The organism is Amycolatopsis sp. NPDC006125 (assembly GCF_040614195.1).
Taxonomy (GTDB): domain Bacteria; phylum Actinomycetota; class Actinomycetes; order Mycobacteriales; family Pseudonocardiaceae; genus Amycolatopsis_E; species Amycolatopsis_E tucumanensis.
In genome coordinates, this window is record NZ_JBEXTZ010000002.1 from 91,681 (window position 1) to 111,286 (window position 19,606).

Below are 19,606 nucleotides of genomic sequence, written 5' to 3' on the forward strand. Positions count from 1 at the left end.
CGGTTCCGCCGGCGTCAGCGGGCGAGCGTGCGCAACGGTGGTGCGCTGGGGGAGAGCGTCGGTGGCGTGCCCTGGTAGGCCACGCGGGCGAGCTGTCGCGTGAACGTGCGCCATTCCGCGGCCGGCAACGGCTCGAGGAGGCGCTCCTGCACCCGCGCGACCGCGGGCGTGATGTGGCCGAGCGTGTCCCGTGCTGCACTGGTCAGCTCCAGCAGCCAGCGGCGGCCGTCGGCGCTGTCGCGGTACCGGCGCACCAAGCCCCGCCGCTCGAGCCGGGAGACGACGTCCGCGGTGCTCGACTTGTCCAGCGAGGCGAGCTCGCCGGCCTGACGCTGGTCCACCTCGCCGCCGCGCAGCACGGCGACCAGCAACGCGTACTGCGGCGCCGTCAGCTCACCGCCCACCTCGGCGGTCCAGAGCTCACCGTGAACGCGTTCGCCGCGCCGGATCAGGTAGCCGGGCGCGGTCGGCAACGACAGGACGGGACCTGTCGCCGATTCCGGTTCGTAGCCCGTCACCCTCCGCTGCTGAAACGCCACTCGGGCGAGCCGGGACACGAACGCTTGTCGCTCTCCGGGTGGCAACGGGCCGAGCAGGCGCTCCTGCACCCGCGTCGCGGCCGGGGTGATCGTCCGCAACCGTGTTCGCACACTGCCGGTGAGACGCAGCACGCGACGCCTGGCGTCGCCGGGGTCACGGACCCGCTCCACCCAGCCACGGCGCTCCAGCCGGGTCAGGATCCCGGCCGCCGTGTTCTTGTCCAGCGAGGCCAGTTCGCCGAGGCGGGTTTGGCTGATGCCGGGCCAGCCGGCCAGCGACACGACCACGGCGTACTGCGGTCCGGTGAGCAGGCCGTCCAGCTCTTCGGCCCAGTAGGCGGTGTGCACTTGCTGAGCACGGCGGATGAGGTGCCCGGGCGTCGTCGACAGGTCCAGCGCGTCGGGTTCCGCGGTGGGGTCGATTGCCATACCGGCATGATCCCAGATCCGGCTGAGCGGCTCCCGGGTCTTCTGTTGCTTGCATTGATGTCGCGTGATGCGGTCTACTGTTCCGCATGGCGCTACATCGAGGTGGCCCAGCGTGAAAGGCAGATCTTCGCCATGACCACTCCTGTCGACTCGGCTGAATTCTTCGACCCGCTGAATCCGCGGCACATCGCTGCGCCCGACGAATTCATGCGGGCGTCCCGGACGGGATGCCCGGTCGGCAAGGTGAGCGATCACCTCTACGCGGCGAACACCGACGACGTGGTCCGGGCGGTGTTCGACGACACCGAGAACTTCTCCAATCGCGGCAACTTCTCGGTCGGGCCCGAGGATGTGCGGCTACCGTTCACCGTCGTGACCATGGCGGACCCGCCGGGCCACACGCTCCTGCGAAGCAGGTTGCTGAAGAGCTTGGCCCCGGTGCGCCTTCGGAGGCTCACACCCAAGGTCGAGAACATCGTCCGCACAGCTGTCGACGCGCTGCCTGCGTCGGGCCGGGTCGATCTGTACGCGGATTACGTGCACTTCATCCCGTCAGCCGTCGTGTACGCGCTGATCGGAATTCCCGAGCCCGCGTGGCGTGAGGTCCAGACGTGGTCCGACGCCATCGTTCGTGTCATTCCCGGGCCCTCGCACGAGCTCCCGGAGTTCGCTTCGCTGATGGGATTCCTGGCGCAACTGGTGGAGGAGCGGCGAGCCCGCCCCGAGGACCGGCACGAGGATGTGCTGGACAACCTGTGCTTCGCCGAACCTGGTGAAGCGGAGATGTCGACGCCCGAGGCCGTGTGCCACGTCTTCCAGCTCGTCGTCGCCGCGACCGACACCACTCGCGCGTTGATCACCAATTGCGTGTACCGGCTGCTCGACGATCGCAGTCAGTGGGAGGCGGTCGTCGCTGATCGATCGCTGTTGCCGAACGCCATCGAGGAGTCATTGCGTGTGGACTCACCGGCCCAGTTCATGGTTCGCACGGCGGTGGAAGACGTGACTCTCGCCGGGTGTCCCATTCCTGCGGGCAAGAAGGTCTACCTGAACCTCCAGTCCGCCAACCATGACGAGGAGCGATGGGGTGACGATTCGCGTGCGTATCGCGCCGACCGGCCCGACGCCGCGGCGCACCTCGCGTTCGGCAAGGGAATCCACGCGTGCATCGGTGCGCCGCTGGCTCGGATCGAAGCCCGGGTGGCGATCGAAGCACTCATGGACGTGTTTCCCGGCATGCGGCTCGCGCCGGACGCCACGTGGGTCAAATGCGAAGGAGTCCTGACCCGGAGGGTCGAATCGGTACCGGTCCGGCTCGACGGAGGGGAAGCCCGATGAGGATCGAGCTCGATCGGAACCGCTGTGAAGGACATGCCATGTGCGAGGCTGTCGCCCCTGAGTTCTTCTCGGTCGATGACGAGGGTGAGCTGACGGTCAAGGCCGAGGAGGTGCCGGAGCCCGACAAGGCCGCGGTCCATGCCGCCGTGCTCAGCTGCCCGGTCAACGCCCTGAAACTCTTGTCGCGATAAGGCCATCAGGAGGCAACGATGCCCAAGTCCGATCCGAGCGTGGCAGAGATCCGTGAGGCGATCACCGAACTGTTGCGCACCGAAGAGGTCGCGACTCTCGCCACGATCGATTCCGAAGGCCGCCCCTCGGCCTCGGCCATGCACATCGCCGGCGACGGACTCCTCGTCTACATGCACACCTTCCGCCACACCCGGAAAAGCACGCAACTGCGGCAGAACCCGAACGTCAGCTATGCCGTGTGCCATCTTCCCCCTGAAGGCTATGCGGCGCGGCAGGAGACCCGGTCGTTGCAGATCCAGGGGATCGCCACCCTGGTCACAGATCCGGCCGAGATCCAGCGGATCGCGGAGATCAGCATGGAGCAGTTCCCGTGGGCGAGAGAAACGGCCCTCTACGACCACATTGAATTGCCGGACCAGGGACAGCAGCTCTTCTTCCGCATCGAGCCGGTCCAGGGGCTGTGGGCGGACAACCGGGTCCGAATGCTCTACCGGGTCCTCCTCGATTTCGGCGACGGCGGCAGGACCATCACCAAAGTCGCGGACTACAACGCCGTCGTCCGTGGGCGAGCCTGACGAGGGCGGGAGGTCTGATGACAGGGCTTCGCCGGATCGTGGTGGTCGGGGCATCGCAGGCCGGGTGGGCGACGGCAGCGGCGCTGCGCCGGTTCTCCTTCGACGGTGTCATCACCGTGATCGGTGACGAACCGCACGCGCCCTACAGCCGGCCGCCGTTGTCGAAGGGGGTGCTCGGTGGCGCCGAGCCCGACAGCAGCGTTTTTCTCGCCGGCGCGGATGATCTCGACCTGCTCACCGGCCTGACGGCAGCCGGTCTCGACATCGGCCGCAAGCGGGTCTTGCTGAGCGACGGCGACACCATCGGCTATGACGGACTGGTCATCGCGACCGGTGCTCGGGCGCGCCGGCTGTCGCCGCACGCCGATGAGATCACGCTGCGGACGCTCGACGACGCGCTCCGGCTCCGGGACCGTCTCCGAAATGCTGACGACCTGGCCGTCGCGGGTGGCGGCTTCCTCGGGATGGAGATCGCGTCGACCGCCGCGACTCTCGGCAAATCGGTGACGGTCGTCGACCAGGTCACCCCTCTGGCCGGTCGCCTCGGCGCGCTGCTGTCGGACCTGTGCCGGACGGCCGCGGCCGAAAAGGGCGTGAAGATCCGCACCTCCCCGGCGGGGGTGCGGATCGAGGACGGCCGCTTGGTGTCGGCGGACGGAACCGTTCTCGCCGAGGCCGGCCTCGTCGTCACCGCGGTCGGCGATCTGCCCAACACGGAGTGGCTGCGGGACAGCGGCCTCGTCCTGGCCGGGGGAGTCGTGGTCGACCCCTGCTGCCGGGCAGCGCCGGACATCGTCGCCGCCGGCGATGTCATCAGTCTTCCCGGCGCGGACGGCCGATTCACGCGCAGCCCGCACTGGTGGAACGCGCTGACCCAGGCCACGATCGCGGCTGCGACCCTGCTCGGCCGCGAGCCGGATGCCCGGCTCGGTGGCACCGCGCCGATTTTCTGGACGGAGATGTTCGGGCTGCGCATCCGAATCGCCGGAACGCTGCCGCCCAGCGGCGAACCCACCGTGGTGGACGGATCCCTCGAGGACCGGAGTGCGCTGCTCACGTGGCCCGCGAGCGGTCGAAACGCCGGATTCGGCACCGCCGCGGCAGTGAACTTCCCGATCTCGGCACCGAAACTCGCCAGGCTCGCCCAACAACGCTGACCGGTGCCCGGCGCGACCGTCTCGGCCGGCCATTGTGGACATTGCCCCGGTCACGCTCCGCGCTCGTCAGCGGCGCCGGTGTTCTTGAGCACGAGCGGCAGGTGGATGTCGTCGACGATGTCGACGATGACGGCGTCGATGTCCTCACTCGGCGCCAGCAGCAGATGTTTGATGATCAGGTCGGTCGCGACGGTCACCCGGCGGGTGCCGCGCACACCCGGGTCGATCTCGCCGCGCTCGATGCCGCGTTCCAGCAAAGTCGTCATGATCTGTTCGGCGACGTCGAGCTGGGCCCTGGCCAGTGCCGCGAACTCGGGGTTGCGCGCGATCTCGCTGACCACGGTGCGGATGGCACTGCCGAAGGGCCCGGCGATCCGCGTCGCCATCTCCCGCAGGACCGCGAGGACGTCGTCGCGGTAGGTGCCGGTGTCCGGCACCGCGAAGTCGGTCATCCGGTGCCGTGCGCAGGCGTCGACCACCAGTTGCGGCAGCCCAGGCCACCGGCGGTAGATCGCGGCCTTGCTGGTCCTGGCTCTGGCCGCCACCCGGTCGACGGTCAGCGCCGGGTAGCCGACCTCGCTCAGCTCCTCCACGGTCGCGGTGAGAATCGCGTGCTCGAGGGCCTCGCCGCGGCGGCGCGGCCCGCGACGCGGGTCCGTGGTGGCCGGCTCCACGGCGTGCTCCGGGTGCGGTGGCATCTCGCTCCTCGTGTGGTTCGTCGCCGCCTTGCCGAGCGGCCGCGACCAGGCTACTGTAGCAACAAGAGAACGAAATCGTACTCTAAATTGCACATAGTCACCACTGATCACAGCAGGGAGTCAATCGATGTCGACGACCGCAGAGAACCCCACCGCCGAAACCGCGCCCGAGGTGCCGCTGCCGCCCGCACCGCCGGAGGCGACGCTCGCCAAGCCGGACATGTTCATGCCCCTGGAAGCGGACAGCTTCAAGCCGATCGCCGGCTTCCCGGCCGCGGATCTGCGTCCGCTGCCTGCCGTCGCCAAGTACAGCGGGGGTCTGGCCAACGCGTTCGTCATCAAGGCGAACCCGGAGTACAAGTGGCAGGGCGCACCCTGGCACATGCACCACCTCAACGTGCACTTCAACTACATCGTCAAGGGATGGGCCCTCTTCGAGTTCGAGGGAGTCGGCACTGTCCGCCTGGAGGCAGGGACCGCCTTCTACCAGCCGCCGCGCAACCGGCACCGCGAACTGGACGCCTCGTCCGATTTCGAGGTCATCGCGGTCGAGCTGCCCGCGTCCTACCCGACCACCTTCTACGCCCTCGACCCGGAAACCGGCGAGTACCGCGCGACGGTGATCGACGCCGAAACCGAGGGCGGCGAGCTGACGAACGTCGTGAAGGTCGATGAGGCGGGATGACCGAACCGCTGAGCGCGCCACTCGAGGCCCGGGTGGCGCGCCTGGAGGCCCTGGACGACATCCGGGCCCTGCAGATGGCTTACGTCCGCTTCTGCGACGGCGGTTTCCCGCCCGACCGCATCGACGAGCTGTTCACCCCGGAGTGCGTGTGGGACGGGGGTGACCTGCTCGGCCGGCACGCGGGTCACGCGGAGCTGCGCACGCACTTCGCCGACGTCGCGACCAGGCTGGAGTGGTCACTGCACTACATCGTCAGCGGCGACATCGAAGTGGCCGACGACCTGGCCAGTGCGAGGTCCACCTGGTACCTCTGGCAGCCCCTGACGATCAACGGGACGGCCGCGTGGCACATGGGCCGGTACCGCGAGCAGCACGAACTGACCCCGGCGGGGTGGCGGATCAGCGAGCTCGTCCTGACCGTCGACTCGTTCACGCCCTTCGACCGGGGATGGGTGGCTCAACGATTCATGCCCCTCGGCTGACCAGGCCGAGGTCCACCGAAGACCGAAAGGGGTGCGCATGTCGCACGCCATCAGCGAGGACGAGTTCTACGACCTGGCCTCCTCGTGGGGGATCTCGCGCTCCGGTGCGGCCGGCGTCCTGCCCGCGATCGCTCACCTGGCACCGGTCATCGCCGCGATGGACGACCTGCGGGCGGACCCGCCGCCGGTGGCGGAGGCCGATCGCGTCGTGCACGACGACACCGACGCCGGCCGGGACCCGTACAACGCGGTCGTGCGCTGGGTCTCGGTGCGCAAGCCGGGCGCGCGCGGGCTGCTGTCCGGCGTCGGCGTCGCGGTCAAGGACTGCGTGGCGGTGGCCGGTGTCCCGATGACGGCGGGGTCGGCGCTGTTGCAGGGGTTCGTGCCCGACCGGGACAGCACCGTGGTCCGCCGCCTGCTCGACGCGGGCGGGCACATCTGCGCCATCACGAACATGGACGAGATGGGGGTCGCCCCCGGTGGCGACTCGAGCTACTACGGCCCGACCCTGAACCCGTGGGACACCACGCGGACCGCGGGCGGGTCGTCCGGCGGGTCGGCGGCGGCCCTGTACTACGACGGTGTCGACGTCGCGCTCGGCGCGGACTCCGGCGGGTCGGTGCGCATCCCGGCGGCCTGGTGCGGGCTCGTCGGTCTCAAGCCCACGCACGGTCTGGTGCCGCACTCCGGGGTGCTCGGCGGGGAGCCGCTGCTCGACCACGTCGGCCCGCTCGCGCGCACCACCGCGGACGTCGCGGCCGTGCTGCAGGTGCTTGCCGGGACCGACGACGCAGACCCCGACCCGCGCCAGCCCGCGCAGCTGCCCCGGCTCGACGCCGTGGCGGCGGTCGAGTCGGCGCCGGCGTCCCTGGCCGGTCTGCGCGTCGGGGTGCTGGCCGAGGGACTGGATCCGGCGGGCGGGGTGTCGCCGGAGGTCGGCCGGGCCTTCGATGCCTCGCTCGCCCGGCTGCGCGAGCTGGGTGCGTCGGTGGAGCCGGTCTCGGTGCCCGAGCACCGGTTGTGCGCGCCGATCGCGTTCAACATGTTCCCGGAGAGTTTCGCCGGGCAGATGCGCGGCGGCGGGGCGTTGTTCGGCGCGGGCGGCCGCTACTGGCCGGAGCTGGCAGAGGCCCTTCGGCGAGGATTCGAGAAGGCGGGCGACAGCATGGCGCCGACGCTCAAACTCATGCTGATCATGGGCAGCGGAGCGGAACGCGCGGGCGGCGGCAGCCGCTACGCGCGGGCGGCGAACCTGCGCCGCCTGATCACCACCGGGTACGAGAAGGCGCTCGCCGGGGTCGATGTGCTCGCCATGCCGACCGTGCCCGTGGTGGCCCACCCGGTGGCACCCGGCCTCGACCCCGCCGACCGGGCGCTCCGGGCCTGGAGCCTGGTCGGCAACACGGCGCCCACGAACATCACCGGCCATCCCGCGATCACCCTTCCGCTCGGTCTCGCCGAGGGACTGCCCGCCGGCGTCATGCTCGTCGGCCGGAAGTTCGCCGACACCCGGCTGCTCACCGTGGCCGAGACGGTCGAAAGGGCAGTCGGCTGGCCGCGGCGCCCACCCGAAAACCGATGAAGAACGTCGTGAAAGGACAGAAGACATGTCGATGATGCGCGCGGCGCAGTACGACCGCTACGGGCCGCCGGACGTGCTGTACGAGGGCAAGGTCGCGGTCCCGCAGCCGCGGCCCGGTCAGATCCTGGTGCGGGTGCAGGCGACCAGCGTGAATGGTGGCGAGCTCAGCGCCCGAGCCGGGCAGCTGCGCCTGCTGACCGGTAAGCGCTTTCCCAAGGGGATCGGGCTCGACTTCGTGGGCGAGGTCGCCGACCCCGGCTCCGGTGACTCCGGTCTCCGGGCGGGTGATCGCGTGTGGGGTGTGCTCCCGCGCACCGCCGAGGTCGATTCGCGGAGCGGGGCGGCGGCCGAGTATCTGACGGTCGATCCGGATCGCGTGTCGCGCGCTCCGGCCGGCCTCACCCCGGTCGAAGCGGCGTCGCTGGTGGTGGCGGTCGTGCCGATCATCGGCCTGCGCGACAAGGCGCACCTCGCCCGTGGCGAGCGCCTCCTGGTGCGCGGGGCCAGCGGGGGCACCGGCAGCCTCGCCGTGCAGGTCGGCAAGGCGATGGGCGCGCACGTCACCGGGCTGGCCGGACCGTCCAACCTGGATTTCGTGCGCGGCCTCGGCGCTGACGAGGTGGTCAGTTACACGACCGCGGGGCCGGCCGACCTCGGTTCGTTCGACGTCGTGTTCGACACCGTGGGCACCGAGCTCGCCGCGTTCCGCCGGCTGCTGACGCCCACGGGCAGGATGGTGGCGATCTCCTTCGACCGCAAGCACATCGCGCGCTCGCTCGCCTACATCGCCGCGTCGGTGGTGCACGGCTCCCGCCGGGTGCGGTTCTTCAGCGGCAACCCGAAGCGGGAACTGTTCGCCGAGGCCGCCCGGCTCGCCGAGAGCGGAGAGCTGCGACCGGTCGTCGACGGCGTGCACCCGCTGTCCGCCATCGCCGAAGCCCACCGCGCGGTCGAAGCGGGCGGCGTGCGTGGCAAGCACATCATCGACATCGACGGCTCGGCGGCCAGCTGACGGGCCCTCGGCGTGCCTGGCAGAGGTTCCGGCTGGTGGCTGGGATCGAGCTGGTCGTGTCGCGGTGTGAGTTGCTCTCGGATGAGCAGTGGGCATTGATCGAGAACTTGCTGCCGGTGCGGCCGGGTAGGCCGTTCCCGGACGCCCGGGCGATGATGGAGGGGATCATCTGCCGCTACCGGTCCGGGATCGCGGGGCGGGATGTGCCGGCGGTGTTCGGCACACTGCCGGCCACCGCGGGCGCAGCCGGTGAGATCGACTGGAACCGAGCCGCCTGACCATGCCATCGGCCGCTCCCGGGGCGGCAGCGGCCGCCAACTGCTCACCGCCGGGCAGGCCGCGGACTCGCCGATGTTCGAACCGCTCATGGCCCACCTGCACGTCCCCGGCCCCGGCGCCCGTCCGCCGCGGGCCTGTGCGGGCCGCCCCGCGGCCGCCGACGTACGTCACTACCCGATGCTCTTGATTCACTGGTCCCGCAGGGTCCGGTAGGTGAAGTCGGTCAGGTAGTCGTTCAGCCTGAGGGAGGCTTCGGAGGCCTTGGCCTGATCGCCGTGGCAGATGGCGCGGAGGATGTCCCCGTGGAGGTCGGCCGCTTCGGCCAGTTCCGCCTTCGGGTTTCGCAGGTGGGCGAACCAGAACCGGCGGGAGAGCCCTTGCAGCGGGGCCATCGCCACCGACAGGTACTCGTTGTGCGCGGCCTCGACGATCAGGGTGTGGGTCGACTTGAGCAGCTCCCCGAACCGCCTGGGGTCGTCGCCGTCGAACTCGCTGAGCACCTCGGCGAGCGCCAGGATGCGCTCACGCTGCTCCGTCGTGGCCCGGTGGGCGGCGAGGCGCACCGCGAGCTCCTCCATGGAACGGCGTAGTTCGAGCACCTTGAGTTGCGCCTCGATCGACGTCGGGGCGACGAACACGCCCTGGCTAGGGTGGATCTCCACCATGCGCTCGCGTGCGAGCCGTTGCAGCGCCTCACGCACCGGCGTGCGGCCGAGCCCGGTGCGTTCCATCAGCCGGGCCTCCGACAGCAGCGAACCAGGCGGGAGTTCCTGGAACGTGATCATGCGTTCCAGCACGTCGTAGGCCTGGTCGGCCTTGTTCGCCACGGGTGCCTCCTCCTCGTTCCACGCGCTGGGCCTGGACAATACCGCGACCGGCGATGTACAACCGGTACATGACCAATATATCGCGCTGGTCGCTGACCGGTGGTCCGGCCGACCGGGGACTCGAAGTGCTGGCCGAGGTCGACGTGCTCGTCGTCGGGGCCGGTGCGGCCGGGGTCGCGGCGGCGGTGGTCGCGGCCGAGGCGGGTAAGTCGGTGCTCGTCGTGGAGAAGTACGGCTTCGCCGGCGGCGCGGCGGTCGCCGGGATGTCCGGCACGATCTGCGGCATGTACCTGGCCTCGGATGCCGACCGGGAGCCGAGGCAGGTCGTCGCGGGGTTCACCGAGCGGTTCCGCGGGGAACTGGCCGCCCGGGGCGGCCTCACGGCGCCGCAGGTCTACGGCAAGACCTGGACCGTCGCGCACGATCCGCTCGTGTGGCGCGAGGTCGCGGACGACCTCCTCGAAGGCGCGGGCGTCACGGTGCTCTACCACACGGCCGTCGCCGCCGTCGTCCTTGACGGCGACACCCACCGCGGGGTGGTGGTCGAGTCGAACGCCGGCCGGGCCGTGGTGCTCGCTGCCAGGACGATCGACGCATCGGGCGACGCGGCTGTGGTCGCCCGCGCCGGGCACCGCTACACCTTCGGCGACAACGGCGCGATCCAGAACCCGACCATGTTCTTCCGCCTCGGCAACGTCGATGTCGAGCGGTTCCTGGAGTTCTACGGCGAGGACACCATCTGCCCGCCATACGTGACCGAGGAGATCCTCCGGGCGCGAGGCGCCGGGCTGGACCTGCCGCGGCAGAAGATCTGGATCTTCACCACTCCCAGGCCCGGCGAGCTGCTGGTCAACGCGACCCGGCTGGCCGGCCGCGACGGCCGGATGCTCAACGTGATCGACCCCGCGGACTTCACCGAAGCCGAAATACTGGGCCGGCGGCAGGTCCGGTCGTACGCGCGGTTCCTGATCGATCGGATCCCCGGTTGCGAGAACGCGTTCGTCGTGGACACGGGGGTCGAGGCGGGGATCCGGCAGACCCGCACGATCGCCGGGATCGAGCGGTTGTCCAACGAGGACGTCCTCGCGGCACGCAAGCGCGAGGACGGGATCTGCCGGGTGCCGTGGCCGATCGAGCTGCACGCCGGTGACCGGCCAAAACTGACCTGGTTGCTGGACGACTACTACGAGGTGCCCTACGGCGCGCTCGTGCCCGAGCGCGGCGAGGGCGTCATCGTCGCCGGCCGCTGCCTCAGCGCCGAGCACGAGGCACTCGCCTCGGCGCGGGTCACCGCGCAGTGCTTCGAATACGGCCACGCGGCCGCGGTGGCGACCGTGATGTCGCTGGACAAGGACCTGCCCTACCGCGGGCTCGACGGCCGCGAGATCCGGTCGGTGATGGCCGCCGGCGGAAGCGCCCTTTCCCTTTCCTGACTGGAGAAACACCATGGAACAGCTGCGGAGCAACTTCGAGCCCGGCACCACCCGGTGGGCCGTGCGCCGCGCGCAGTGGAGCGCGATGGGCATCAGCGCCGAGGACCAGCGCAAGCCCAAGATCGCGGTCGTCAACACCTCGTCGAAGTTGTCGGTGTGCTTCGCGCACCTCGACGACGTGGCGGAAGTGGTCGCCGGCGCTATCCGCGAGGCGGGTGGGCTGCCGCTGGAGATCCGGACGACCGCGCCGTCCGATTTCGTCACCAGCGCGGGCCGCAAAGCGCGCTACCTGATGCCGACCCGCGACCTGATCGTCAACGACGTCGAAGCCGCCGTCGAGGGTGCGCAGCTCGACGGCATGGTGTTGTTGTCGAGCTGCGACAAGACGACCCCGGCCCACCTGATGGCCGCCGCGCGGCTCGACCTGCCCTCGGTGGTCGTCATCGGTGGCTACCAGCGCGGAGGGACGTTCTCCGGCTGTTCGGTGGACATCGACTCGGTGTACGAATCGGTGGGTGCGGTCGCCTCCGGGAAGCTGAGCGTGGACGACCTCGGCGAGATGGCCGACCAGGCGATCGAAGGGCCCGGCGTGTGCGCGGGACTGGCGACGGCGAACACGATGCACGTGCTCGCCGAGGCCCTGGGCATGACGATGCCGGGTTCCGCGCCCACCCGTGCGAACTCCCCGGCGATGCTCGAACGCGCCGCGGCCGCGGGGCGGCGCGCCGTCGAGCTGGTCCGGGAAGGACTCACCGCCCGCCAGGTGCTCACACGCGACGCCATCGAGAACGCGGTGGAGGTGGCGCTGGCGCTGGGCGGCTCAGTCAACTGCATCCGGCACCTCACCGCCGTGGCCGCGGAGGCCGACCTCGACCTCGACGTCGTCGCGTTGTTCGAGGAGAAGGGCCGCGGCGCGAAACAACTCGCCGCCATCCGTCCCAACGGGACACATCAGGTGTGGGACCTCGACCGGGTCGGCGGGGTCCGCACCGTACTGCGTGCGCTGGCACCGAGGCTGCACACCGGCGCGCTGACGGTGTCCGGCAGCACCGTGGCCGAGCTGATCGCCGACGTGGCCGGACCGGACGGCGACGTGGTGCACCCGTTGGACGAACCCGTGGCCGACGAGCCGGGCCTGCTGATCCTGCGTGGATCGCTGGCGCCGGACGGTGCGATCGTCAAGGTCGCCGGGGTGGGCGCGGCACGGCGGCAGTTCCGCGGGCCGGCCAGGGTCTTCGCGGGTGAGGACGAGGCCATCGCCGCGCTCGGCCAGGGAGAGATCGAGCCGGGACACGTGATCGTGCTGCGCGGGATGGGCCCGAGGGGCGGCCCGGGCACGGTGTTCGCCGCGAGCTTCGTGGCCGCGCTCAACGGCGCCGGCCTCGGCGGCCAGGTGGCCGTGGTGACCGACGGCGAACTGTCCGGGCTCAACCACGGGCTCGTCGTGGGACAGGTGATGCCCGAAGCCGCCGACGGCGGGCCGCTCGCCGGAGTGCAGGACGGGGACGCCATCTCGATCGACCTCGACGCACGGCTGATCGACGCGGAGCCGATACGCGACGGGAAGCCCGTCACCGCCGGTGATCCCGGCAGCGAACGCGGCTGGCTCGGCCAGTACGCGGCACTCGTCGGCCCGATCCAGCGGGGCGCGGTCCTGCGCCGTCCCGCCCGCCACTGACCTTTCCCCGGCCACCGAAGGAGCTGCCTTTCATGACCGAATCCCGACGGCACGCCCGTAGAGCCGGGATCGCCGCCCTCGTCGGTACCACACTCGAGTGGTACGACTTCCTGATCTACGGCACGGCCGCCGCGCTGATCCTGAACAAGCTGTTCTTTCCCGCGATCAGCCCGGTCGCGGGCACACTGGCCACGTTCGCCACCTACGCCGTCGGATTCCTGGCCCGGCCGCTGGGCGGCATCGTGCTGGGCAATCTCGGCGACCGGCTCGGCCGCAAGACGATGCTGGTGCTGACGATCGTGCTGATGGGCGTCGCGACCGCGCTGATCGGTGTGCTGCCCACCTACGACCAGATCGGCGCGTGGGCGCCGGTCCTGCTGATCCTGTTGCGGCTCGTGCAGGGCTTCGGCGCCGGAGGCGAGTACGCCGGCGCCGTCGTGCTGTCGGTCGAGCACGGCGACCAGCGGCGACGCGGGCTGGCCGGTGCGTGGGCCCCGGCCGGGTTCGCGCTCGCCACCCTGCTCGCGACCGGGATCTACCAGCTGTTCCTGCTGCTGCCCGACGAACAGTTCCGCCAGTGGGGCTGGCGAGTGCCGTTCCTGCTGGGGATCGTCATGCTCGCGATCGGCTACTTCATCCGCAGCGGCGTGGACGAGACTCCCGCGTTCAGGACCGCGAAGCAGGCCGAGGAGACCAAGACGGGACTGTTCGCCGCGCTGCGGTACCAGCCGAAGAGCTTCCTGGTCGTCATCGGTGCCCGGTTCGCCGAGAACGGCTTCGCCTACCTGTTCCCCGTGTTCGCGGTCGCGTTCCTGACCAAGCAGCTGGGCCTGTCCGACTCGCTCGGGCTGACCGCGGTGATCATCGCCTCGGCCGTCCAGGTGGGTGGGGTGCCGCTGTTCGCCTGGCTGTCCGACCGATGGGGACGGCGGCCCGTCTACGCGGCCGGCGCGGTCGCGTCGGCGCTGTGGACCGTGCCGTTCTTCCTCCTGCTGGAAACCCGCGAGCCGGTGGCCGTCGTCGTCGGGTTCGTGGTGGGACTCGGCATCTGCTACCCGGCGATGCTGGCGCCGCAGGCGGCGTGGTTCGCGGAGCTGTTCGAGACCAGGACCAGGCTCGCCGGATTCGCGTTCGCCCGCGAGATCGGTTCGGTGCTGGCGGGCGGGTTCCTGCCGCTGATCGCGACCGCGCTGCTCGCCTGGTCCGGCCACTGGTGGCCGGTCGCGGTGTACCTGGGGGTGCTGACGGTGCTCACCCTCGTCGCGCTCGCCGTGGGCCCCGAAACCCGGCGCCGCGACATCGAGTCCGCCGGCACGCGCCCGACGGTCACGACGGGGTAGCCCAGGGATCGACGGGGACGACGCGGGTGCTGCGGCCCAGCTCGTCGACGATCCGGCCGTGCACCTTGACCTGCCGCAGCACGATCCTGCGGTCCACCACGGCCGCCTCGGGGCAGTCCACCGCGATCCGGATGAGCAGCTTTCCGAGGTGGTCCAGAGACCGCAGGCTCACGATCAGGGAGAGATTCGCCGGACCGGGGACCGCGGCGCAGTGCCGGGTCTCGGGCCAGGCGCCCAGCCTGCGGCCCGTCTCGCGCACGTGAAGGTCCGGCACCGCCAGCCACAGCAGTGCCATGGACTCCCACCCCGCGAGCGGGCGGGCGACGTCGCACCGGAACGTGATGTCGCCGTGCCGCCGCAGGCGGTCGAGCCGGCGCTTGACCGCCTGCGGCGACGTGCCCAGCTCCGCGGCCAGCTCCGTGTACGGGCGCCGCCCGTCGTGCCCCAGCGCGAGGAAGAGCGCGCGGTCGGCCGGGCCGAACGGACGGATCTGCTCCGGTGCCGGCCCGGCGGGCTCGCGGACCAGCTCGGTCTGGGCGCGGTTCATCACGCCGAGCCGCCACACCACCCCGCCAAAAAGTCCGCTGTAGACGTACGAGCGGGCGTTCACGACGTCCGGCGGCATGGGCAACGTGCGCACCAGAACCTCGGCGATGGCGGGCAGGGTCGGTGCCAGCACCAGCGCGAACACCCCGAACTCGCCGGTGGTGACTCCGACCGTCGACACGTTCGGCAGCTCGGCGAGAGCCAGTGCGACGCGCTCCGCCGTCCCCGGACGGCACGTCAGTTCCAGCAGCGCGCCGCGCATCGCGCTGTTGCTCAGCGCCACCGTGACCCAGGCCGAGCCGGACTCCACCAGGTGCTGCCAGCGCCGCGCCAGCGTGACCGGCGCGAGGTCCAGCGCTTCGGCGAGGCTCGTCCAGCTGGCCCGCGGGTTGACCTGGAGCGCGTCCACCAGCGCCAGATCCGTCTCGTTCAGCAGCTGGGTGTCACTATCCATCGTCCGGCGCGCCTCCACCGTCATTATCCGTCGATTTTCCGAGGAACTCCGGGTTCTTCTGGAGTGTAATCGGAAATCACCGGACCAGGGAGTGACCATGGTCGACATCTCCGGCAAAGTCGTCCCGGACGCGCTGTACCGCAAGGTCGGCCGCCGGATCCTGCCGTTGCTCGTGGTGTGCTACGTCTTCGCCTACCTCGACCGCGTGAACATCGGCTTCGCCAAGCTGCAGATGACCACCGACGTCGGGATCAGCGAGTCGGTCTACGGACTGGCGGCCGGAATCTTCTTCCTCGGCTACGTGCTCTTCGAGGTGCCGAGCAACCTGCTGCTGCAGCGGATCGGCACCCGCAAGACGGTGTTCCGCATCATGCTGCTGTGGGGCCTGACCTCGGCCTCGATGCTGTTCGTGCACGACAGCACCAGCTTCTACGTGCTGCGGTTCCTGCTCGGCGTGTTCGAGGCCGGGTTCGCGCCCGGGATCATCTTCTACCTGACCTACTGGTACCCGCCGGCGCGGATGGCGGCGGCGATGTCGGTGCTGATGATCCCGGGGCCGCTCGGTTCGATGATCGGCGGGCCGCTGTCGTCGCTCGTGATCACCGCGTTCGACGGCGGGTTCGGGCTCGCCGGGTGGCAGTGGATGTTCCTCGTCGAGGGCCTGCCGTGCGTGGTCCTGGCGTTCGTGGTGTGGAAGGTGCTGCCCGACGGGCCCGCCGAAGCCCGCTGGCTCACCCCGGCCGAGAAGGCCCGGATCGCCGCGGACGTGACAGGGCCCGAAACCACGCGCCACCACAGTTTCCGGCGGGTGCTCACCGATCCGAAGGTCTACGCTCTGGCCGTCGGCTACTTCTGCCTGATCAGCGGCCTGTACGCGGTGAGCTTCTGGCTGCCGACCATCCTGCGGGAGAACGGCCTCGCCAGTACCGTCGAGATCGGACTCTGGACTGCGGTGCCGTATGCGTGCTCGCTGGTCGCGATGTTCTGGCTGTCCCGCCGCTCGGACCGCCGCGGGGAACGCCGCCTGCACAGCGCGGTCCCGGCGCTGGTCTCCGCCGCCGGGCTGGCGGTGGCCGCGCTCACCGCCCAGTCGTTCGCGGTCTCGATGCTCGCGATGATCATCGCCACGGCCGCGATGTGGGGCTCGTACACGGTTTTCTGGGCGATCCCGTCGGCGTACCTGACCGGCACCGCCGCGGCGGGCGGCATCGCCCTGATCAACAGCATCGGGCTTCTCGGCGGCTTCTTCAGCCCCACGTTGATCGGTTACGTCAAACAGGCCACCGGGAGCACTGAGGCGGGTCTGCTGTCAATGGTCGCCCTGTTGCTGGCCGGGGGGCTGCTCATCCTGTTCACCACACTGCGGAACGAGGCACGATGAAGATTCTGGCCGCTGGTTTCCAGCACGAGACCAACACGTTCGCCGACACTCCCGCCGGTTACGCCAACTTTCAAAACGGGGAGGGGTTCCCGGCTCTGTGCCGTGGCGAGGACGTGCTGCGGCTGGCGAACGTGAACCTGCCGATCGGCGGTTTCCTGCGCGCGATGCGGGACGTGACCGTGCTGCCGGTGATCTGGGCGGCCGCGTCGCCGTCCGGGCCGGTGACCGCCGACGCCTACGAGCGCATCACCGGGGAGATCCTCGGCGCGGCCCGCGCCGCCCGGCCGGACGCGGTGTACCTGGATCTGCACGGCGCGATGGTCACCGAGCACCACGACGACGGTGAGGGTGAGCTGTTGCGCCGGCTGCGCGCGGTCGTCGGCGACGACGTGCCCGTCGTGGCGAGCCTGGACCTGCACGCGAACCTGTCCGGGGAGATGTTCGCCTCGGCAGACGCGCTGGTCGCCTACCGCACCTACCCGCACGTCGACATGGCGGAGACCGGTGCTCGCGCGGCGGGGCTGCTCGCGCGGCGGATCGCCGGTGAGGAACTCCGGCCGGTGTGGCGGCGGGTGCCGTTCCTCATCCCGATCAACGCCGGCTGCACCGATCTGGAGCCGGCCTCCACCGTCTACCGTGGACTGGCGGAGGGAATGTCCTTCGCCGCGGGGTTTCCCGCCGCGGACATCCCCGATTGCGGTCCGGTGGTGTTCGGCTACGGCGGCGACGGGGTGGCCGAGGAGGTCGACCGGGTCCACGAGCACGTCACCAGCCGCGAAGCGGACTGGGCGATCGCGCTGCCCGACGCCCGGCAGGCGGTCGCCGAGGCGATCCGGCTCAGCACCGACGGGCCGGTCGTCATCGCCGACACCCAGGACAACCCCGGGGCGGGCGGGACCGCGCGGACCACCGGGCTGCTCAAGGCGTTGCTCGCCGCGGACACCGGCCCCGCGGCGATCGGCCTGTTCACCGACCCGGAGGTGGCCGCCGCCGCCCACGCGGCCGGGGTCGGCGCGACGATCACCGTGCCGCTCGGCGGGGAACCGGCCGTGCCCGGTGACAGCCCCGTGCACGGCCGGTTCACGGTGGAGCACCTGTCGGACGGCCGCTGCCGCTTCGACGGCCCGATGATGCACGGCAACGTCGTCGACCTCGGCCCCTCGGCGTGCTTGCGCCACGGTTCCGTGCGGATCGGCGTCACGACCGGACGGACGCAGGTGTTCGACCGCAACCTGTTCCGGATGGTCGGGATCGAGCCCGAGCGCCAGCGGATCGTCGTGGTCAAGAGCTCCGTCCACTTCCGCGGTGACTTCGCCCCGATGGCCGCCCACATCCTGGTCGCGAAGGCTCCCGGGGTGATGGCCGCCGATCCAGCGGATCTGGTGTGGACGAAGCTGCCGCCACAGGTGCGGATCACTCCCGCCGGGCGGGCGGCGGATCGCGGACCTCAGCGAGCGTCGTGACCGTCTCCGGGCCCCGGGACGGTCGGCGCAGGTGCGCGCCCCCGGCGGGGGAGTGCCCTGGCGTTCGGCGGCACCTCCCCGCAACACGCACTCGGCTGGGAGCGACGGTCCCAGCCGCAGCGCATGACCCCAGTGCTCACGAGGCGTTCCTAGTTCATGGCCGATCAGCCTTTCCTGGCTTCCGTGGGCGAGGCCAGGGCGACCGGCTGCCCGCCGGATCGGTGGCCTCGCTGACATCGATGGTGCTCACTCGAACCCGGAGGCAGTAAAGCACGGCGGATGCCGGTGCACAACCGGTTGTGCACCGGCGCAACCGGTTGTGCCGGCGGTGTCCGATCGCGATATGCTCCAGCCCATGGCCACGTTGCGGGAGGTCGCCGAGGCGGCGGGGGTGTCCAAGGCGGTGGCTTCGCGTGCTCTGACGGGCGACTTCAGGACCCGGATGAGCGAGGAGACCCGCCGTCGGGTGCGCGCGGTCGCCGAGGAGCTCCAGTACGTGCCCAATCACCGGTCGCGGGCGTTGCGGTTCGCCAAGTCGGGCGCCGTGGGCCTGATCGTCCCGGACGTGAACAACGCCGTGTTCGCCGAGATGCTGGCGGGCGTGCAGGACCGGGCGGGCGAGGCGGGCATGTCGGTGCTGCTGGGTCAGATCGACCCGCCGCCGGCCGGCCGCGACCAGTTGCGCCGGCTGGTCGCCGAAGGCCGGGTGGACGGGGTTCTCCTGCAACGGCGTGAGGATTTCGACGACCAGCGCCTGCGTGAGGTGCTCGCCGGGGATCCGCCGGTGGTGCTGATCAACTCCAAGCTGGCCGGGCGCGCGGGCTCGGTCGTTCTCGACGACGTCCGCGGGGCCGCGACGGCGACCCGGCACCTGATCGACCTCGGTCACGAACGCATCGGTCACCTCGCCGGTGTGGCCGACCACGACACCGCCGTCCGTCGTCACCACGGTTTCACCGAGACCATGCGCGCGGCGGGACTCCGGGTGCGTCCGTCGTGGGTCGAGCGCTCCGGCTGGGAGGCTCCTGGTGGCGCCGCGGCCGTCACCAGGATGATGCAGCGGAAGGCGCGGCCGACCGCGCTGGTGGTCTCGAGTGTCAACGCCGGAATCGGGGCGTTGTCGGCGCTGAGCCGCCTGGGTGTCCGGGTGCCCGAGGACCTGTCGGTCGTCGCGATCAACGACACCTGGGTCGCCGAAACCTGGGCGCCCGCCCTCACCACCGTGCGGATGCCGCTGCGCGCCCTGGGGCGCCGCGCGTGTGGAATGCTGCTCGACCACCTTGCGGGACAACGACTCGGCGATGTCGTGGTCGAGGAGCCGGCGCCGGAGCTGATCGTCCGGGAGTCGACGCGGCCGGTCCCTTGACCGGGAGGCGGCCACCGCTTACCATCGTCGGCAGTGTCCACTGTGGCACTTCACTCGAGCCCGGACTTTCCCGTTCGGAGCCCCGGGATCGCTTCGCAGCTGCCCCTGCCCACAACCGCGATCCCTTGCCGATGCGCGTCGGCTGAGGCT

At 70.7% G+C, this 19,606-nt stretch carries 19 protein-coding genes; 15 read left to right on the top strand and 4 right to left on the bottom strand.

Annotated features, from left to right (window positions below; translation table 11 throughout):
• Positions 1–14: 14 nt before the first annotated feature.
• Positions 15–968, bottom strand: coding sequence for a MarR family winged helix-turn-helix transcriptional regulator (locus ABZ193_RS01755; RefSeq protein WP_354708466.1), 954 nt, complete (start codon positions 966–968; stop codon positions 15–17).
• A gap of 6 nt (positions 969–974) precedes the next feature.
• Between ABZ193_RS01755 and ABZ193_RS01760 the strand changes: the two genes are divergently transcribed.
• From ABZ193_RS01760 to ABZ193_RS01775, 4 genes are read left to right on the top strand one after another with little or no spacing between them, the layout of a single operon-like run.
• Positions 975–2,306 (top strand): cytochrome P450, encoded by a 1,332-nt coding sequence (locus ABZ193_RS01760; protein ID WP_354708467.1) that lies wholly within the window; start codon positions 975–977, stop codon positions 2,304–2,306.
• A complete protein-coding gene (locus ABZ193_RS01765; RefSeq protein ID WP_354708468.1) occupies positions 2,303–2,497 on the top strand; it encodes a ferredoxin in 195 nt (64 codons plus the stop codon). Before ABZ193_RS01760 ends, ABZ193_RS01765 begins: the two co-directional genes overlap by 4 nt.
• A gap of 18 nt (positions 2,498–2,515) precedes the next feature.
• Positions 2,516–3,073, top strand: a complete 558-nt coding sequence (locus ABZ193_RS01770; protein WP_354708469.1) for a pyridoxamine 5'-phosphate oxidase family protein — start codon at positions 2,516–2,518, stop codon at positions 3,071–3,073.
• 17 nt (positions 3,074–3,090) lie between these two features.
• Complete coding sequence (locus ABZ193_RS01775; protein WP_354708470.1) at positions 3,091–4,230, top strand: FAD-dependent oxidoreductase; 1,140 nt, start codon at positions 3,091–3,093, stop codon at positions 4,228–4,230.
• A gap of 50 nt (positions 4,231–4,280) precedes the next feature.
• Here ABZ193_RS01775 and ABZ193_RS01780 read toward each other — a convergent pair whose 3' ends face one another.
• The gene (locus ABZ193_RS01780; RefSeq protein ID WP_354708471.1) at positions 4,281–4,928 is read right to left on the bottom strand and encodes a TetR/AcrR family transcriptional regulator; all 648 of its coding nucleotides are present in this window, start codon (positions 4,926–4,928) and stop codon (positions 4,281–4,283) included.
• Between the two features lie 127 nt (positions 4,929–5,055).
• On the opposite strand from ABZ193_RS01780, the gene ABZ193_RS01785 reads away from it, so the two are divergent.
• Genes ABZ193_RS01785 through ABZ193_RS01805 form a run of 5 tightly spaced genes read left to right on the top strand, consistent with a single transcriptional unit; the run spans position 5,056 to position 8,967 of the window.
• Entirely contained in the window at positions 5,056–5,613 is a 558-nt protein-coding gene (locus ABZ193_RS01785; RefSeq protein WP_020415792.1) for a hypothetical protein, read from the top strand.
• Positions 5,610–6,095, top strand: a complete 486-nt coding sequence (locus ABZ193_RS01790) for a nuclear transport factor 2 family protein (RefSeq protein WP_020415791.1) — start codon at positions 5,610–5,612, stop codon at positions 6,093–6,095. The genes ABZ193_RS01785 and ABZ193_RS01790 overlap by 4 nt, the downstream gene beginning before the upstream one ends.
• Positions 6,096–6,132: 37 nt before the next feature.
• Positions 6,133–7,677: an amidase family protein gene (locus ABZ193_RS01795; protein ID WP_020415790.1), complete on the top strand. Its 1,545-nt coding sequence runs from the start codon at positions 6,133–6,135 to the stop codon at positions 7,675–7,677.
• A 25-nt stretch (positions 7,678–7,702) separates the two neighbouring features.
• Positions 7,703–8,689 carry an NAD(P)-dependent alcohol dehydrogenase gene (locus ABZ193_RS01800; RefSeq protein ID WP_020415789.1) on the top strand — a complete coding sequence of 329 codons (987 nt, stop codon included), beginning with the start codon at positions 7,703–7,705 and terminating at the stop codon, positions 8,687–8,689.
• A 35-nt stretch (positions 8,690–8,724) separates the two neighbouring features.
• On the top strand, positions 8,725–8,967 hold the full coding sequence (locus ABZ193_RS01805) for a transposase (protein ID WP_354708472.1): 243 nt from the start codon (positions 8,725–8,727) through the stop codon (positions 8,965–8,967).
• 189 nt (positions 8,968–9,156) lie between these two features.
• On the opposite strand, the gene ABZ193_RS01810 is transcribed toward ABZ193_RS01805, so the two are convergent.
• Positions 9,157–9,795: a GntR family transcriptional regulator gene (locus tag ABZ193_RS01810; RefSeq protein ID WP_020415787.1), complete on the bottom strand. Its 639-nt coding sequence runs from the start codon at positions 9,793–9,795 to the stop codon at positions 9,157–9,159.
• 53 nt (positions 9,796–9,848) lie between these two features.
• On the opposite strand from ABZ193_RS01810, the gene ABZ193_RS01815 reads away from it, so the two are divergent.
• The 3 genes from ABZ193_RS01815 to ABZ193_RS01825 are packed head-to-tail and all read left to right on the top strand — an operon-like array spanning position 9,849 to position 14,246.
• A complete protein-coding gene (locus tag ABZ193_RS01815; protein ID WP_084505976.1) occupies positions 9,849–11,228 on the top strand; it encodes an FAD-dependent oxidoreductase in 1,380 nt (459 codons plus the stop codon).
• A 13-nt stretch (positions 11,229–11,241) separates the two neighbouring features.
• Positions 11,242–12,906: a dihydroxy-acid dehydratase gene (gene ilvD / locus ABZ193_RS01820; protein ID WP_020415785.1), complete on the top strand. Its 1,665-nt coding sequence runs from the start codon at positions 11,242–11,244 to the stop codon at positions 12,904–12,906.
• Between the two features lie 32 nt (positions 12,907–12,938).
• Positions 12,939–14,246 (top strand): MFS transporter, encoded by a 1,308-nt coding sequence (locus tag ABZ193_RS01825; RefSeq protein WP_354708473.1) that lies wholly within the window; start codon positions 12,939–12,941, stop codon positions 14,244–14,246.
• On the opposite strand, the gene ABZ193_RS01830 is transcribed toward ABZ193_RS01825, so the two are convergent.
• Complete coding sequence (locus ABZ193_RS01830; protein ID WP_354708474.1) at positions 14,233–15,246, bottom strand: Lrp/AsnC family transcriptional regulator; 1,014 nt, start codon at positions 15,244–15,246, stop codon at positions 14,233–14,235. The genes ABZ193_RS01825 and ABZ193_RS01830 overlap by 14 nt on opposite strands.
• A gap of 97 nt (positions 15,247–15,343) precedes the next feature.
• On the opposite strand from ABZ193_RS01830, the gene ABZ193_RS01835 reads away from it, so the two are divergent.
• The 3 genes from ABZ193_RS01835 (at position 15,344) to ABZ193_RS01845 (ending at position 19,456) form a co-directional block, all read left to right on the top strand.
• A complete protein-coding gene (locus ABZ193_RS01835) occupies positions 15,344–16,627 on the top strand; it encodes an MFS transporter (RefSeq protein ID WP_020415782.1) in 1,284 nt (427 codons plus the stop codon).
• A complete protein-coding gene (locus tag ABZ193_RS01840) occupies positions 16,624–18,090 on the top strand; it encodes a M81 family metallopeptidase (protein WP_354708475.1) in 1,467 nt (488 codons plus the stop codon). Before ABZ193_RS01835 ends, ABZ193_RS01840 begins: the two co-directional genes overlap by 4 nt.
• A gap of 355 nt (positions 18,091–18,445) precedes the next feature.
• Positions 18,446–19,456 carry a LacI family DNA-binding transcriptional regulator gene (locus ABZ193_RS01845; RefSeq protein ID WP_354708476.1) on the top strand — a complete coding sequence of 337 codons (1,011 nt, stop codon included), beginning with the start codon at positions 18,446–18,448 and terminating at the stop codon, positions 19,454–19,456.
• Positions 19,457–19,606 lie beyond the last annotated feature (150 nt).

Bases quoted from the DNA above. Each gene is read 5' to 3' on its own strand.
- ABZ193_RS01755 (WP_354708466.1), bottom strand. From the start codon at position 968: ATGGCAATCGACCCCACCGCGGAACCCGACGCGCTGGACCTGTCGACG.
- ABZ193_RS01760 (WP_354708467.1), top strand. From the start codon at position 975: ATGATCCCAGATCCGGCTGAGCGGCTCCCGGGTCTTCTGTTGCTTGCA.
- ABZ193_RS01765 (WP_354708468.1), top strand. From the start codon at position 2,303: ATGAGGATCGAGCTCGATCGGAACCGCTGTGAAGGACATGCCATGTGC.
- ABZ193_RS01770 (WP_354708469.1), top strand. From the start codon at position 2,516: ATGCCCAAGTCCGATCCGAGCGTGGCAGAGATCCGTGAGGCGATCACC.
- ABZ193_RS01775 (WP_354708470.1), top strand. From the start codon at position 3,091: ATGACAGGGCTTCGCCGGATCGTGGTGGTCGGGGCATCGCAGGCCGGG.
- ABZ193_RS01780 (WP_354708471.1), bottom strand. From the start codon at position 4,928: ATGCCACCGCACCCGGAGCACGCCGTGGAGCCGGCCACCACGGACCCG.
- ABZ193_RS01785 (WP_020415792.1), top strand. From the start codon at position 5,056: ATGTCGACGACCGCAGAGAACCCCACCGCCGAAACCGCGCCCGAGGTG.
- ABZ193_RS01790 (WP_020415791.1), top strand. From the start codon at position 5,610: ATGACCGAACCGCTGAGCGCGCCACTCGAGGCCCGGGTGGCGCGCCTG.
- ABZ193_RS01795 (WP_020415790.1), top strand. From the start codon at position 6,133: ATGTCGCACGCCATCAGCGAGGACGAGTTCTACGACCTGGCCTCCTCG.
- ABZ193_RS01800 (WP_020415789.1), top strand. From the start codon at position 7,703: ATGTCGATGATGCGCGCGGCGCAGTACGACCGCTACGGGCCGCCGGAC.
- ABZ193_RS01815 (WP_084505976.1), top strand. From the start codon at position 9,849: ATGTACAACCGGTACATGACCAATATATCGCGCTGGTCGCTGACCGGT.
- ilvD (WP_020415785.1), top strand. From the start codon at position 11,242: ATGGAACAGCTGCGGAGCAACTTCGAGCCCGGCACCACCCGGTGGGCC.
- ABZ193_RS01825 (WP_354708473.1), top strand. From the start codon at position 12,939: ATGACCGAATCCCGACGGCACGCCCGTAGAGCCGGGATCGCCGCCCTC.
- ABZ193_RS01830 (WP_354708474.1), bottom strand. From the start codon at position 15,246: ATGGATAGTGACACCCAGCTGCTGAACGAGACGGATCTGGCGCTGGTG.
- ABZ193_RS01835 (WP_020415782.1), top strand. From the start codon at position 15,344: ATGGTCGACATCTCCGGCAAAGTCGTCCCGGACGCGCTGTACCGCAAG.
- ABZ193_RS01840 (WP_354708475.1), top strand. From the start codon at position 16,624: ATGAAGATTCTGGCCGCTGGTTTCCAGCACGAGACCAACACGTTCGCC.
- ABZ193_RS01845 (WP_354708476.1), top strand. From the start codon at position 18,446: ATGGCCACGTTGCGGGAGGTCGCCGAGGCGGCGGGGGTGTCCAAGGCG.